Source organism: Halorubrum ezzemoulense DSM 17463 (genome assembly GCF_002114285.1).
Taxonomy (GTDB): domain Archaea; phylum Halobacteriota; class Halobacteria; order Halobacteriales; family Haloferacaceae; genus Halorubrum; species Halorubrum ezzemoulense.
On record NZ_NEDJ01000008.1, the window covers coordinates 23,944 to 36,579 of the forward strand.

16 protein-coding genes, 1 tRNA gene and 1 pseudogene are annotated in these 12,636 nt (G+C 70.9%); 10 read left to right on the plus strand and 8 right to left on the minus strand.

The window, feature by feature from the left end; translation table 11 throughout:
* Window positions 1–163: 163 nt before the first annotated feature.
* The 4 genes from B9H04_RS04010 to B9H04_RS04025 form a co-directional block, all read right to left on the minus strand.
* Window positions 164–248: transfer RNA gene (locus tag B9H04_RS04010), tRNA-Leu, on the minus strand.
* A gap of 51 nt (window positions 249–299) precedes the next feature.
* Entirely contained in the window at window positions 300–656 is a 357-nt protein-coding gene (locus B9H04_RS04015; RefSeq protein ID WP_049931618.1) for a hypothetical protein, read from the minus strand.
* Between the two features lie 79 nt (window positions 657–735).
* A complete protein-coding gene (locus B9H04_RS04020) occupies window positions 736–975 on the minus strand; it encodes a DUF7508 domain-containing protein (RefSeq protein WP_049931617.1) in 240 nt (79 codons plus the stop codon).
* Between the two features lie 25 nt (window positions 976–1,000).
* Window positions 1,001–1,459 carry a DUF5796 family protein gene (locus tag B9H04_RS04025; protein WP_049931616.1) on the minus strand — a complete coding sequence of 153 codons (459 nt, stop codon included), beginning with the start codon at window positions 1,457–1,459 and terminating at the stop codon, window positions 1,001–1,003.
* Window positions 1,460–1,616: 157 nt separating this feature from the next.
* On the opposite strand from B9H04_RS04025, the gene B9H04_RS04030 reads away from it, so the two are divergent.
* From B9H04_RS04030 to B9H04_RS04050, 5 genes are all read left to right on the plus strand, one after another.
* Window positions 1,617–2,999, plus strand: coding sequence for a hypothetical protein (locus B9H04_RS04030; RefSeq protein ID WP_085682470.1), 1,383 nt, complete (start codon window positions 1,617–1,619; stop codon window positions 2,997–2,999).
* Complete coding sequence (locus B9H04_RS04035) at window positions 2,996–3,457, plus strand: hypothetical protein (RefSeq protein WP_049931614.1); 462 nt, start codon at window positions 2,996–2,998, stop codon at window positions 3,455–3,457. The genes B9H04_RS04030 and B9H04_RS04035 overlap by 4 nt, the downstream gene beginning before the upstream one ends.
* Window positions 3,454–4,086: a hypothetical protein gene (locus B9H04_RS04040; RefSeq protein WP_049931613.1), complete on the plus strand. Its 633-nt coding sequence runs from the start codon at window positions 3,454–3,456 to the stop codon at window positions 4,084–4,086. The genes B9H04_RS04035 and B9H04_RS04040 overlap by 4 nt, the downstream gene beginning before the upstream one ends.
* 88 nt (window positions 4,087–4,174) lie before the next feature.
* Window positions 4,175–5,167 carry a shikimate kinase gene (locus tag B9H04_RS04045; RefSeq protein ID WP_049931612.1) on the plus strand — a complete coding sequence of 331 codons (993 nt, stop codon included), beginning with the start codon at window positions 4,175–4,177 and terminating at the stop codon, window positions 5,165–5,167.
* Window positions 5,168–5,199: 32 nt separating this feature from the next.
* A complete protein-coding gene (locus B9H04_RS04050; RefSeq protein WP_049931610.1) occupies window positions 5,200–5,493 on the plus strand; it encodes a chorismate mutase in 294 nt (97 codons plus the stop codon).
* Here B9H04_RS04050 and B9H04_RS04055 read toward each other — a convergent pair.
* Window positions 5,490–5,840 (minus strand): annotated as a pseudogene (locus B9H04_RS04055) (type II toxin-antitoxin system PemK/MazF family toxin); the annotation flags it as partial. The gene B9H04_RS04050 and the pseudogene B9H04_RS04055 sit on opposite strands and share 4 nt — an antisense overlap.
* Before the next feature lie 31 nt (window positions 5,841–5,871).
* Window positions 5,872–6,267, minus strand: coding sequence for a CopG family ribbon-helix-helix protein (locus tag B9H04_RS04060; protein ID WP_049931609.1), 396 nt, complete (start codon window positions 6,265–6,267; stop codon window positions 5,872–5,874).
* A gap of 100 nt (window positions 6,268–6,367) precedes the next feature.
* Between B9H04_RS04060 and B9H04_RS04065 the strand changes: the two genes are divergently transcribed.
* Window positions 6,368–7,180, plus strand: coding sequence for a hypothetical protein (locus B9H04_RS04065; protein WP_049931608.1), 813 nt, complete (start codon window positions 6,368–6,370; stop codon window positions 7,178–7,180).
* Between the two features lie 82 nt (window positions 7,181–7,262).
* Window positions 7,263–8,165, plus strand: a complete 903-nt coding sequence (locus B9H04_RS04070; protein ID WP_049931607.1) for an MOSC domain-containing protein — start codon at window positions 7,263–7,265, stop codon at window positions 8,163–8,165.
* Between the two features lie 118 nt (window positions 8,166–8,283).
* Here the strand turns inward: B9H04_RS04070 and B9H04_RS04075 are convergent, their stop codons facing one another.
* Both B9H04_RS04075 and B9H04_RS04080 read right to left on the minus strand, forming a co-directional pair.
* Entirely contained in the window at window positions 8,284–9,198 is a 915-nt protein-coding gene (locus B9H04_RS04075; RefSeq protein WP_049931606.1) for a hypothetical protein, read from the minus strand.
* Window positions 9,199–9,277: 79 nt separating this feature from the next.
* Entirely contained in the window at window positions 9,278–10,147 is an 870-nt protein-coding gene (locus tag B9H04_RS04080; RefSeq protein WP_049931605.1) for a CheF family chemotaxis protein, read from the minus strand.
* Between the two features lie 242 nt (window positions 10,148–10,389).
* Between B9H04_RS04080 and fer the strand changes: the two genes are divergently transcribed.
* The 3 genes from fer (at window position 10,390) to B9H04_RS04095 (ending at window position 12,622) form a co-directional block, all read left to right on the plus strand.
* On the plus strand, window positions 10,390–10,779 hold the full coding sequence (fer, locus tag B9H04_RS04085; protein WP_049931604.1) for a ferredoxin Fer: 390 nt from the start codon (window positions 10,390–10,392) through the stop codon (window positions 10,777–10,779).
* 215 nt (window positions 10,780–10,994) lie between these two features.
* Window positions 10,995–11,390: an Htur_1727 family rSAM-partnered candidate RiPP gene (locus tag B9H04_RS04090; RefSeq protein ID WP_049931603.1), complete on the plus strand. Its 396-nt coding sequence runs from the start codon at window positions 10,995–10,997 to the stop codon at window positions 11,388–11,390.
* Window positions 11,387–12,622: a TIGR04347 family pseudo-SAM/SPASM protein gene (locus B9H04_RS04095; protein WP_085682471.1), complete on the plus strand. Its 1,236-nt coding sequence runs from the start codon at window positions 11,387–11,389 to the stop codon at window positions 12,620–12,622. The genes B9H04_RS04090 and B9H04_RS04095 overlap by 4 nt, the downstream gene beginning before the upstream one ends.
* Window positions 12,623–12,636: the final 14 nt, after the last annotated feature.

Sequence of the window (12,636 nt, forward strand, 5' to 3'; positions counted from 1 at the left end):
CGCGGGCCGCTCGCGAAGTGCTCGCCCCAGGAGTGCGGGGGAAGGGATTCGAACTCCAGTCGCTCCCGTTCGCTCGCCGCGTCGCGGCTCGCTCACCTCCCGCTCCCTAGTTCGAACCGTTCCTTGTCTCCACCCGCGGCTCGCGAAGTGCTCGCCGCAGGAGTGCGGGGGAAGGGATTCGAACCCTCGAACCTCTACAGGAGCGGATCTTAAGTCCGCCGCTTTTGGCCAGGCTCAGCCACCCCCGCGCGGATTCGGCTACCGGCGGCGGGGTGAAACCCCTTTCGGAAGCCCGGGCCCTACCAGTCGACCGAGAGCGTCCCGTCGCCGTGCGGGTCCGGCGCGATCTCCTCGTCGGTCCGCCGGTCGACGACGTGGATCACACCCGCGTCCTTCTTCGCGGGACACGCCTCTGCCGCGCTGACGTTCTCGGCTAGGTCCCCCTCGCCGATGTAGTACGCCTCCGGCTTCGCCATCCCGCTCGCCACGTCCATCACCCAGTTGTCCGCGACCTCGGCACACTTCCCCGCCCCGAAGCACTTGTTCGCCTCGAAGACGATCTTGTACGGCTTCTCCTCGATCGGCGGCCCCTCGCCGCCGATGTCGCTGGCGCGGAGCACCTCGTCGCCGCCGTCGGTCTCGGCCTCGTCGCTCATGTCGCCTCCTCGGCGGCCGCGGCCCTTTCGTCTGTCGGTCGTTCCCGGTCGGTCGGGACGGGCGGACCGGACGAGTGGGTCACTCCTCGACGTGGTCCGCGAGCAGCCGCTCGGCGTGGTCGGGCGAGTCGGCGAGCTCCCACCGAACCGTCGCGGCGTCGCCGTACGCGAGCGCCTCCTTCAGCTCGTCGCGGAGGACGCCCGTGCCGAACCCGACCGTGTCGCCGTCGGCATCGCCGAGTTCGTAGAGTGCGTAGCGATCGGGCGCGCTCCCGACGGTCGAGCGGTCGAGTTCGCGCCAGGGTTTCGCGAGGCTCATCAGAAGGATCCCGTCGGCGTCGGGGTCACCGGTGCGCGTCGAGCCCGTCCTCCGGGCCCTCGACGATCTCGTAGCTCCCCTCGGTCCAACCGTCCTCGACGAAGACGAACACGCGCCCGCCGGCGACCTCGGGATCGGCGACGACCTCGTTGCGCTTACCGTCCCGACCGACGATCACGCCGGGGAACACCTCGTCGCGATCGCCGTCCTCGACGATGACGCGACCGACGCCGGACTCCTCGAGGATCTCGTCGTCGGTCTTGTAATCGTTCACGTACGTCATCACGCCCTCCGTCTCCGTCGGGTCGGTGACGAGCACGTGCGTCTCCTTGCCGGGACCGGCGGTGACCGACCCCTCGGCGGAGTCGGGGGCGCCCCGGTAGAGGGTCGTTCGGCCGTCGAGGTACTCGACGACGACGCCCTCCTCGCGGAGGTCGACGCCGATCGAGGTCGGCGGCACGTCGCTGCGTGATGGCGCGGACATACGCGACGCTCGGGGTGCCGGCCTCAAAAGGGACGCGCTCGGCCCTCGGCCCCAACGCGTCGCTCGGCTGCCGGTCGGACCGCCGGACTGCGGGCGCGCCCTCAACAGCGAGAATCGGCGTACCACATTTAAGTTCCTGCCGCGGGGAGTGCGTGTCATGCAACGGACGCGACGGGCGCTCTTAGGCGTCGGCGCCGCCCTCGTCGGGACCGCCGGGTGCCTCGGCGTCGAGGGCGTCGAGTATCCCGACGCGCCCGAGGCCGCCGACGCGCCGGGCGACGGGGGAGACGGGGGCGACGCCGACGACCCGCCAGAGGACCCCCCCTCCGACGACCCGGCGGACGCCGACGGCGACCCGCCGGTGACGAACGCCGCGCTCGCGGACGCGACGCGCGAGGTCGTCGACGACGCGGTGTGGTTCGCGACCGAGTACCCGGACGCGGTCGCGACCTACCGCGACGCTGTCGCCGAGGCGGTCTCGACGGTCCGGTCGGTCCGGGCGACCGTCGACGAGGAGGCGGCGATCGCGACCGAACAGGTCGACGCGGTCGCCGCCGCGGGGGAGACCGCGGCGTCCCGCGCGGCCGAGGCCCTCGAACCGCACTTCTCGCCCGGGTCCCGGATCCGTGACCGAGTCGACCGCCACGTCGAGGTCTTACGCGAGTTCGCGCCCCGCGGCGACGTGGACCGCGCCCTCGAAGAACTCGACCGGTTGCGCACCGGGCTGGCGGGCATGGGAACCTCCCTCTACGTCGAGGAACAGTTCTCGCGGAACCCGATCCACAACCGCCTGTTCCGGAGGCTGCTGGCGCCGCTCCCGCCGGACAATCCCGAACGGGGTCGCGTCACGACCGGGACGCTCGTCGAACTCGCCGTCGCGAGCCGCGGCTTCTCGACGTTCGCGCACCGGCCGTACGACCGAGATGAGATCGACCGCGACCGCGTCCCGCGCATCTACGGCGACGCCCTTAGTGCCGATCGCCGGCGCGAACTGCGTGCCCGCCTCGGCCCGATCCCGCGGCCCGCCGACCGCGTCGAGGAGCTGTTCTTCTCGTTCGCCCGCCGCCCGCCGGCGGGGAATCGGCCCGAAGAGACGTTCCGCGGTTGGGCCCGCGAACTGGACGGCGTCCCGGTGTACGTCCAGCGGTACCCGGACGCGGAGACCGCCGACGCGCGGCTCTCGACCGCCCTCGACGAGGGCGCCACGGAGGGGCGCGCGCCGATCGACCCGGAGGCGACGCTCGCCGGTTCCGACTTCAGCGGGAACAGTTCGGCGACCGGGAACGGCCCGGCGACCGGGAACGGCACGGCCGCCGCCGGGGGAATTGGGGACGACGGCGGCCCGACCCCCTGGTACCGCGTCTATCACCGCGAGGCGGAGGGAGAGCGGTACGGCTTCGACGAGCACGCCGGCGTCCAGTACGGCTACCTCGTCCGAGCGGGCGAGTTCCTACTCGCCACCGGCTTCTCCGGCGACGCGTGGGAGGAGCGGACGGGCTGGCACGGCCGACTACGGCACGGGTGGGTGACCGGCGCGTGAACGCGAACGAGATCGGCCTCGTGGCCGCGGCGTTCGCCCTCGTCGGCGCCGGCGCCGGCATCGTCGGCGCGGCCGCGACGGGCTGGGCGGAGGCGGCGCTGGCGACCGCCGCGACCGGCGAGACCGCGCGCTTCGGACCCGTGTTCGTCGCCCAGTCGTACCTCGCCGTGACCGCGGCGGTCCTCGTCGGCGCGGTCCCGCTGGCCGGCGTCCTCGGCGTCCTCGTCGGGTCCCGTGCCCGCGGCGTCACCGCCGCGGCTGTGACATGCGGGCTCGGAACGGGACTCGGCGCGCTGGCGTACGGCCTGGTCGCGGTCACCATGATCGTCGTCTCGCAGGGCGACGCCGCCGCGCAGGCGCACGGGCTGGCGGACGCGTTCGTGCCGACGGTCGCGACGGCGTTCGTCGCCGCGGCCGTCGGCGCGTCGACCGGGGTCCTCGGGACGGTGATGCGATGACCCGTTCCGCGGACGGGGCGGACGGCCGGGACGCCGACCGACCCGTCCGGCGAGCGTCGCGGCGGGGCGTCGTCGCGGTCGGCGTCGCCGGGCTGCTCGCCGGCTGTCTGGTGACCTCGGAGGAGGGCGGCTCGACCCCTCGGCAGACCGAGAACGGGACGACCGGCGGCTCGGACGCGAACGACGGAGGCGGGTCCGACGGCGACGAGACCGGATCCGACGGCGACGGAGGCGGGTCCGACGGCGGCGCCGAGGAAGCGACGCCCGACGAGGTCAACCCCGACGGGTCAGGGCTCGTCGTCACCGACGCGACGGTCCGCGACGTGACGCAGGGCGGCGGCTGGACGCGGGTCAGGGCCCGCTTGACCGTCGAGAACGCGGGGCGGTTCGAGTACGGAACGATCGAGTTCCGGGCCGACGCGTACGCCGTCCCGCGGGGCTCAGACGAGCGCGAGCCGGTCGGGTTCGCGTACGTCACGCGACGCTTCCCCCGCGACGACCGGTTCGACGGGACGAGATCGCGGTCGTTCGAGGTGACGATCCGGTTCGAGACCGGCGGGACGCCCGTCCGACCCGACGCCGAGCGGTACGCGGTCGACGCGGCCGTCAGGCGCGCGGAACCGCTCTGATACCCCGGAACCGGTGCGCCCGGCCTCCCTGACAGAGAGACTCGCCGTGATCGCTACCTCTTTGTCCGCGCTCGCGAGCCGTGAACCCATGGAAGGACGGGCGGCGGCGCTCGGCGCCGGGACCGTGTTGAACGCGCTCGCGACCGGCACGGGCGCCGCCTTCGGCATCGACGTCGAGACGCGCGCGGCGGTCGACCTCGACCCCGCGGCCGACGGCGTCGCGGGCGAGATCGCCGAGGACCCCGACGCCGACACCGACCTGATCGAGCGCTGCGTGAGCCTCGCGACCGACCGCTGGGGCGACGGCGAGGGCGGCACCGTCCGGACCGACAGCGACGTGCCGCTTGCGGCGGGGCTGAAAAGCTCCAGCGCGGCCGCCAACGCGACCGTCCTCGCGACCTGCGACGCGCTCGGGCTCGTGGTCGGCGACGGCGGCCGCGCAAGTGACGACGCGGTCGGCGACGGCGGCCGCGCAAGTGACGACGCGGTCGGCGACGGCGGCCGCGCAAGTGACGACGCGGTCGGCGACGACCCGGACGACCCCGCGGTCGACGTGACCCGCCTGGAGGCCTGTCGACTTGGCGTGCGAGCGGCCCGCGAGGTCGGCGTCACGGTCACCGGCGCGTTCGACGACGCGACCGCGTCGATGCTCGGCGGCGTCACCGTCACCGACAACGACGCCGACGAACTCCGCGCCCGCGAGACAGTCGACTGGGACGTTCTCGTCTGGACGCCGCCCGAGCGCGCCTACAGCGCGGACGCCGACGTGGCGCGCTGCGAGGCCGTCGCGCCCATGGCTGACCTCGTCACCGACCTCGTGCTCGACGGGCGGTACGGCGAGGCGATGACGGTGAACGGACTGGCGTTCTCCGCCGCGCTCGGCTTCGACGCCGACCCCGCGGTCGAGGCGATGCCGCACGCGACCGCGGTGTCGCTGTCGGGGACCGGCCCGAGCGTCGTCGCCGTCGCGGACCCGGCCGATCCCGAGACCGACCTCGACGCGGTCGCCGACGCCTGGGCCGACCGTCCCGGAACGCTGCGGCGAACGACGACGAGAGCCGACGGCGCGACCGTCGAGTGAGCGCCCGCGACAGATCACTGACCCTACTACCAATGAGCGACACACCCAACGCGGAGGACCGGAGCCTCGACGAACTGCGACACGAGATAGAGGACATCGACCGCGAGATAGTCGAGCTGATCGCCCGCCGGACGTACGTCGCCGACACCGTCGCGGCAGTGAAGGAGGAGCGCGACCTCCCGACCACCGACGAGGGGCAGGAGGAGCGCGTGATGGAGCGCGCCGGGGAGAACGCCGAGCGCTTCGACGTGGACGCGAACCTCGTGAAGGCGATCTTCCGGCTGTTGATCGAGTTGAACAAGGTCGAACAGCGAGAGAATCGCTAGGGATCGATCAGGCCGAGGCCATACCTGAGCGCCTCGTCGACTTCCTTCGTTCGAGATTCCGGGACGGAACCACTGCTGTTGGTAATGCGGTGTTCGATAGGCACCGTGCGAATTTGACTACAGAGCGCGACCGAATCCTCCCGAAGCGGCGACTCCGCGACCGGAATACGCATCTCGAAGGGACACAGTTCGTCTCCCCGCGATGTCGTGATCGGAAGGACGATGGTCGTCGGATCGTTCTCGTTCCCGATATCGTTCTGGACGACTACGCAGGGCCGTGTCCCTCTCTGCTCCGAGCCCTCCGTCGGATCGAACTCGACGATGACGACATCGCCGCGGCGAACGTTCCTCGATTACCACTCGGGAACCTCGTCCCGGTCAGTCGGGGCCGTCCCGAATCAGCATCACCTTCACTCGACGGACGGCGTCGAAGTCGCGGAGCCGGTACGTGAGCTGTCGGACGCGCTCGGCGTCGCCGCGGCAGAACAGCGACTCCAGACACCACTCGCCCTGGTGGGTGTGACTCGTGTTGAGGATCACGTCCTGATACTCGTGTTGCGCGCCGTGGAGCTCCCGGATGACCTCGTGGTGGCGGTAGTCGAAGCCGACGAGCGCGACCACCTCGCCGGTCGTGTCTTCGAGCCGCGAGTGCGACTCCACGAACTCGCGCATCGCCTCGCGGACCGCCCGCGACCGGTTCTCGATCCCCTCCTCCCGCCACGTCCGATCGAACTCGTCGACGAGGTCGTCCGGGACGTTGAAGCTCGTTCGCATTGTGCCGTCGTGGATCCCGCGAGTACAAGAGGTTCGTTATGACGATTCACCCGGTTCGGTACTAACAACCGCTAAACCCCGCCCGCTCGGAGCGCCGCGTATGCTCTCAAGTGAACTGTTCGGCCCGCTCGCGGGCGCGGTCCTCCTCGGCGCGGTCCACGGCGTCGAACCGGGCCACGGCTGGCCGGTCGCCGCCTCCTACGCCCTCGACCAGACCAACAAGTGGCTGTACGGGTTCGCGGCGAGCGCCATCATCGGCCTCGGCCACCTCGTGAGCAGCATCGCGATGGTCGTCGTCTTCTTCTACGCGAAGAGCTACTTCGATCTCACGCAGGTCAACGAGCCGATCACGGTGCTCGGCGGCGTCCAGATCGGTGGGCCGGTCAGCCTCGTCGCTGGCGCGCTGCTGATCGGGCTCGGCGTCCGCGAGTACGTCCACGGGCACTCTCACGGCTCTCTTGAGGCGTCGGACGATCACGACGCTCACGCCCACGGCCACGATCGCGACCACAGCCACGACCACGACCACAGCCACGACCACGATGACGACGACGGACGCCTCGCTCGATTGAAGCGGCTTCTCCCGTTCGTCGGCGGCCACTCGCACGGCGGCTTCGACGAGGGGGCCGACCGCGGCCTGCTGGGAATCGCGTGGTTCGCGTTCGTCCTCGGGTTCGCCCACGAGGAGGAGTTCGAGATCATCGCGCTCTGTGCCGGGTCGAACTACTGTCTCGAACTGATGAGCGCTTACGCGCTCACCGTCATCGCGGGTATCGTCGGACTCACGTTGCTGCTGATCGCCGGCTACCACCGCTCTCGGGAGCGCGTCGAGCGGTACACCCCGTACCTGCCCGCGTTCTCCGCGGCGGTCCTCGTCGTCATGGGCGTCGGGTTCATCGCCGGGCTGTTCTGACCCGTCGTCGCGCGCGACCACCGTCCGGCGGGGACGCCCCCGTCGGCCGATCGCTTTTTATCCGGCCCGTCGAACTCGCGGTATGACACGCGTCGCCGAACTCCTCGCGTATCCCCTGAAGTCCTGTGACGGCGTCGCCGTCGACCGCGCCGCGATCGGCCCCGAGGGCGCGCTCCGCGGCGACCGCACGTACGCGCTCGTCGAGGCCGGCGTCGACCCGGAGCGCGCCTCCGTCAGCGGTGGCGGCGGCTACGTCAACGGGAAGAGCGAGCCGGCGATCCACGGGCTCAGCGCCGAGTACGAACTCGCCGGCCCGCCCGACGCCACGCCGACGGCCGTGACGCTCTCGCGACCGGCGACGGAACGCGCCCCGGCCGACGAGCGCACCTTCGCGCTCCCCGACGAAGGCGACGCGCTGGCCGACTGGGTCGGCGAGTACCTCGGGTACGCGGTCGACCTCGTGCGAGACGACGCGGGCGGCTTCCCCGACGACCGCGCCGCGCGCGGGCCGACGGTGGTTTCGCGGGCGACGCTGGCGACCGTCGCCTCGTGGTTCGAGGACGTGGCGGACGCGACGGAGATGCGCCGGCGGCTCCGCCCGAACGTCGTGTTGGACGACTGCCCGGCGTTCTTCGAGGACAGGCTGTTCGCCGACCACGGGGAGGGCGTCCGCGTCGCGGTCGGCGACACGGCGCTGATCGGCGTCAACCCGTGTCAGCGCTGCGTCGTCCCCTCTCGCGACCCGGACACGGGGGCCGAGATCGACGGGTTCCGCGAGCGGTTCGTCCAGAAGCGCCGCGAGACGCTGCCCGAGTGGACCGCGAGCGACCGCTTCGACCACGACTTCCGGCTGATGGTCAACACCGTCGTCGAGGAGCGATCGTGGGGCGACGTCCTCGCCGTCGGCGACGAGGTCACCGTCGACGGCGTCATGACCGTCGACGAGAGCGGGACGCCCGTCGCGGGCGCGGACGCGGCGGAGTGACTCTCCGGAAGCGACGCACGAACGGTAAAAGGCGAGCGGGCGGGTCAGCGAGCGGAATCGGAAACGGTCGAGAGCGGGATCAGCGCGCGATCGTAAAAGTGACGACCGCCGTGACGCGTCAGCGCCCGCCGTCGGTCATCGCGACCGGTTCGTCCGCGTCGGCGTCGGCCGGCTCCGCGGCGGACTCGCCGCGCGACGCGGGATCGACCGCGGTGTCCGTGACGCCGAACTGCGTCCAGAAGGTCGCGACGACGACCGCGTACGCGACCAGGTCGTAGTGGACCGCGCCCTCCAGCCCGGTGAACGCGGTGAGCGTGCTGTAGCCGTAGAGGGCGGCGACCCCCCCGACGAACGCGACCTCGTTGGTGAACTCACCGTCGCGCACCGCCGCGGCCGCGCGACGGATCGTCGGGCCGCAGGCGACGAGGAACGCGAGCCCCGAGAGCGCGCCGAGGTTGATGAAGAAGTGCGTCGTCATCTGCGAGTCGAGGATCGACTGAAGGTACTGGACGGTCACCGGGTCGTAGAACAGCCACTCGACCCGGGTCGGGTACAGCACTGCGATGTACGGCGTCGCGACCATCAGGCCGAACAGGGTCGCGACCGCGACGCGCGCCGACGCGAACTGCGAGGCGCGCCGGGACTCGAACGCCTCGTCGCCGGGCGCGACGACGAGGCCGCAGGATTCGAGCTCCCCGCGGAGCGCGTCCCGCGAGAGCGACGGGTCGTGGTGGACGCCGACGGTCCCGTTGCGCCGCGTTGCCGAGGCGGCGCTGACGCCGTCGACGTCGCGCAGGACCGTCTCCAGTAACCCCTCGCGGCGGTCGGTCTCGATCCCCTCGACAGAGAACGTGTCGTGGGTGTGGCTCTCCGGCACGCGGGCGACTCGCGGCCCCGAACCGCCGGCGTCGCCCGGACACGTCGAGTCCCCGGTCGGATCGGGCTTCCCCGCCCCGTCGGGCGCGTCGAGTCCCCGTTCGCGGACCACGGCGTCGAGCGGCGACTCGCCGCCGGGGTGGTTGCTGTCTCGCATGAGAGATACCTACGGGTACACGACTATGAAACTTCCCCCGAGCGCGCGCCGCGTCCGGCCCAAAGTCCGCGTGCGGCGCTCAGGCGTTGACGGATTCGAGGTACGAGCTCACGATCATCTGTCCCTTGCGGGTGAGCGTGGTCCCGCTGTCGCCGTCGGCGACGAGGTCCTCCTCTCGGAGCGTGTCGAGGATCATCGACGTCTGGGCGACGTCGCCGGTGACGACGTCCGCGATGTTCGCCTCGCCGCCCGCGGAGTAGATAGAGACGAGGATCTCCAGCTGCTCTTCGGTCGGGTCGAAGGACTCCAAGTCCTCCATCGCCTCGTCGTACTCGATCTTGATGTACCGGCCGAGGATGTTGAGCGCGCGCTCGTTCGGCACGGTCGTGATCGACGTGACCGTCTGGTCGTCGACGACGTGTTCGAAGACGAGCGCGGGGCGCTTCTTCCCGCCGAGGGTGCGGTCCGTCCGCTCGTAGTCGATCACCGAAGAGAGGTCGACCGTGAACGGGTCCGGACAGTTGTTGAACCGTATCTCGCCCGGCGACACCGACACCGAGGCGCGGTGGTCGGTCGCGTCCGTGACGCGGCCGCCGACCTTCGCTGGGTGTCGCACCGTCACGGTGACGTTCCGCAACAGGGACGTGAACAGCAGCCTGACGAACTTGTCCATGTCGTCGGGTTCGCCTTCCACGAGCGCCGAGCGCCGCGACCCGTCGCGCTCGTACGCGACGGTGACGCTGTCGTTGAAGAACGAGCGCAGGTCGCCGGGGACGCTCCCGACGACGACGTCGAACACCCGCGAGAGGGGGATCGTCTCCTTGCCGTCGTCGGTCGCGAGGACCAGCCGTCGCTGGCTCAACAGGACGCGACCGGTCGCCGGCTCGTCGGCGGACAGGCTCGCCGCGTGAACGCGGCCCACGAAGTCGGCGACGACGGACTCCTCCATCGGTACGTTCTGCGCGTCGTACGCTATTTATTGTTACTCACCTCGTATCAGTCGCGATAACGCGCAGTCACGCGATCGGACGGAGGTCGCCGGCGGTGAGGAACCCGGCCGATCGACGACGCCCCGATCCCCGGACGAGGCGACGGAACGTGCCGAACCCGTTCGGTCGTCGGGCTCTCGTCTCGGCGGCGGCGGACGGGGAACAGCAAAGCCTAATGAGGTGGGCGCCAAACCGTCAGGTGATGCCCACAGTAGAATACCTCAACTACGAAGTGCTCGACGACCACGGCTGGTCGATGGACGACGATAATCTCTTCGAGGAGGCCGCAGACGCCGGCCTCGACGAAGAGGACTACGGCACCCTCGAAGTGAACCAAGGCGAATACATCCTCGAATCGGCCGAGGCGCAGGGCTACGACTGGCCCTTCTCGTGCCGCGCCGGCGCGTGCGCGAACTGCGCGTCCATCGTCAAGGAAGGTGACATCGAGATGGACATGCAGCAGATCCTCTCCGACGAGGAGGTCGAGGAGAAGAACGTCCGGCTCACCTGTATCGGGAGCCCGGCCACCGACGAGGTCAAGATCGTCTACAACGCGAAACACCTCGACTACCTGCAGAACCGCGTCATCTGATCGGGTTTCTCCTTCGGTAACGGCCGCTCTCACACGGGATCGCGGCGTACGCGGTCCTCGATTCTCTCGGAGCCGGGAGCGGCAGGTCTGCCGCCGTCGCTCGACTCGGACGGCGACCCCTCCGCGTTACCGTCTCGCCCGAACCCGTTCGGTCGAATTTCGCGGCCGTGGGAACGCGCGAAACCCCGTTCGGGGAACCGTCCGTACGGTGGGGTATGGTCGAGAAGACGGACCGAAGCGAGGGCGCGAACGGGCCGCGGTCGGCCGACGGTCGCCGCTTCGAGGTGTTCGTCCGCGAGGCGGAGTCGGACCCGCTCCGCCACGTCGGAACCGTCGCCGCCCCGACGCCGGACGCCGCCCACGAGGAGGCGAGCAAGCTCTTCGCGTGGTACGCCCGCGACGTGTGGGTGTGCCCGGCCGCAGAGGTTTCCCGGTTTTCCGCCGGGTCGCTCGCGGACGACGGGACGGAGGCCGGAGAGAGCGACGATGGCGACGGGGACGCCGACGAACCGCGCGTTTACGAGGAGACGGAGGGGACGCCGACCGTCTCCTGCGGCGGCGCGCCCCCGGCCGACGCGGTCGACGCCGACGACGCGGGGGACCAGCGATGATATCCGTCAGCAAGCTGCTCTGCGGGCTCGACGCCGAGAGCGACGGGCTCCGCTACGACGCGGCCGACGGCTCGAAGAAGCCGCAGATCACCGAGGAGGTACAGCAGCGTCCGGTCGTCGTCTGGAACACCACGAAGCGGTGTAACCTCTACTGCGAGCACTGCTACGCCGGCGCCGACGAGGCGGGCGCGCCGAACGAGCTCTCCACCGCGGAGGGGAAGGCGCTCGTCGACGACCTCGCCGAGTTCGGCGTCCCGGTCCTCCTCTTCTCCGGCGGCGAGCCCCTCGTCCGCGAGGACCTCACCGAGCTGGTCGCGTACGCCGACAACAGCGGAATCCGGCCGGTGCTCTCGACGAACGGCACGCTCCTCACCCGGGAGCGCGCCCGCGAACTGAAGGAGGCCGGCCTCAAGTACGCCGGCGTCTCGGTCGACGGACTCCCCGAGCGCAACGACCGCATCCGGGGCGCGGAGGGCGCGTTCGACGCCGCCGTGCGCGGGATCGAGGCCTGCCTCGACGTGGGGCTCAAGACCGGACTGCGGTACACGATCACCGAGCACAACGTCGACGACCTCGCGGGCGTCGTCGACCTGCTCGCCGACGTGGGCGTCGACCGCTTCTGCTTCTACCACCTCGATTACGGCGGCCGCGGCGCCGACATCTCCGACGTCGACCTCTCCCCGGAGGCCACTCGGAAGGCGGTCACCGACCTCTGTGACCTCACCCGCGAGTACCACGACCGAGGCGAGGAGATAGAGACCCTGCTCGTCGGCAACTACGCCGATGCGGGCCACCTGGTCGAGTACGCCGACCGCGAGATGGGGGAGGATCGCGCCCGGCTCATCTACCGGTACCTCGAACGCAACGGGGGCGACCCGACCGGCGAGCGCGTCGCCGACGTCGACCCCGTCGGCAACGTCCACCTGACGCAGTTCTGGCAGGGGTACTCGCCCGGGAACGTCCGTGACCGCTCGTTCGGCGCGATCTGGTCCGACGAGTCGAACCCGCTCCTTTCCGGGCTCCGCGAGCGGGAGGAACACCTCTCCGGGCGGTGCGCCGACTGCGCGTACCAGTCGATCTGTCGCGGCGGCTCGCGGCTCCGGGCGCTCTCCGCGCACGGCGACCCGTTCGCGCCCGACCCGAAGTGCTATCTCACGGAGTCGGAGCGCGCTGGCGAGGAGGCCTTCGCACGGATCGACGGCCCCGACCGGTCCGCGCCCGCGGACGACTGAGTCGCCGTCCGGCG

Bases quoted from the DNA above. Each gene is read 5' to 3' on its own strand.
- B9H04_RS04015 (WP_049931618.1), bottom strand. From the start codon at position 656: ATGAGCGACGAGGCCGAGACCGACGGCGGCGACGAGGTGCTCCGCGCC.
- B9H04_RS04020 (WP_049931617.1), bottom strand. From the start codon at position 975: ATGAGCCTCGCGAAACCCTGGCGCGAACTCGACCGCTCGACCGTCGGG.
- B9H04_RS04025 (WP_049931616.1), bottom strand. From the start codon at position 1,459: ATGTCCGCGCCATCACGCAGCGACGTGCCGCCGACCTCGATCGGCGTC.
- B9H04_RS04030 (WP_085682470.1), top strand. From the start codon at position 1,617: ATGCAACGGACGCGACGGGCGCTCTTAGGCGTCGGCGCCGCCCTCGTC.
- B9H04_RS04040 (WP_049931613.1), top strand. From the start codon at position 3,454: ATGACCCGTTCCGCGGACGGGGCGGACGGCCGGGACGCCGACCGACCC.
- B9H04_RS04045 (WP_049931612.1), top strand. From the start codon at position 4,175: ATGGAAGGACGGGCGGCGGCGCTCGGCGCCGGGACCGTGTTGAACGCG.
- B9H04_RS04050 (WP_049931610.1), top strand. From the start codon at position 5,200: ATGAGCGACACACCCAACGCGGAGGACCGGAGCCTCGACGAACTGCGA.
- B9H04_RS04060 (WP_049931609.1), bottom strand. From the start codon at position 6,267: ATGCGAACGAGCTTCAACGTCCCGGACGACCTCGTCGACGAGTTCGAT.
- B9H04_RS04065 (WP_049931608.1), top strand. From the start codon at position 6,368: ATGCTCTCAAGTGAACTGTTCGGCCCGCTCGCGGGCGCGGTCCTCCTC.
- B9H04_RS04070 (WP_049931607.1), top strand. From the start codon at position 7,263: ATGACACGCGTCGCCGAACTCCTCGCGTATCCCCTGAAGTCCTGTGAC.
- B9H04_RS04075 (WP_049931606.1), bottom strand. From the start codon at position 9,198: ATGCGAGACAGCAACCACCCCGGCGGCGAGTCGCCGCTCGACGCCGTG.
- B9H04_RS04080 (WP_049931605.1), bottom strand. From the start codon at position 10,147: ATGGAGGAGTCCGTCGTCGCCGACTTCGTGGGCCGCGTTCACGCGGCG.
- fer (WP_049931604.1), top strand. From the start codon at position 10,390: ATGCCCACAGTAGAATACCTCAACTACGAAGTGCTCGACGACCACGGC.
- B9H04_RS04090 (WP_049931603.1), top strand. From the start codon at position 10,995: ATGGTCGAGAAGACGGACCGAAGCGAGGGCGCGAACGGGCCGCGGTCG.
- B9H04_RS04095 (WP_085682471.1), top strand. From the start codon at position 11,387: ATGATATCCGTCAGCAAGCTGCTCTGCGGGCTCGACGCCGAGAGCGAC.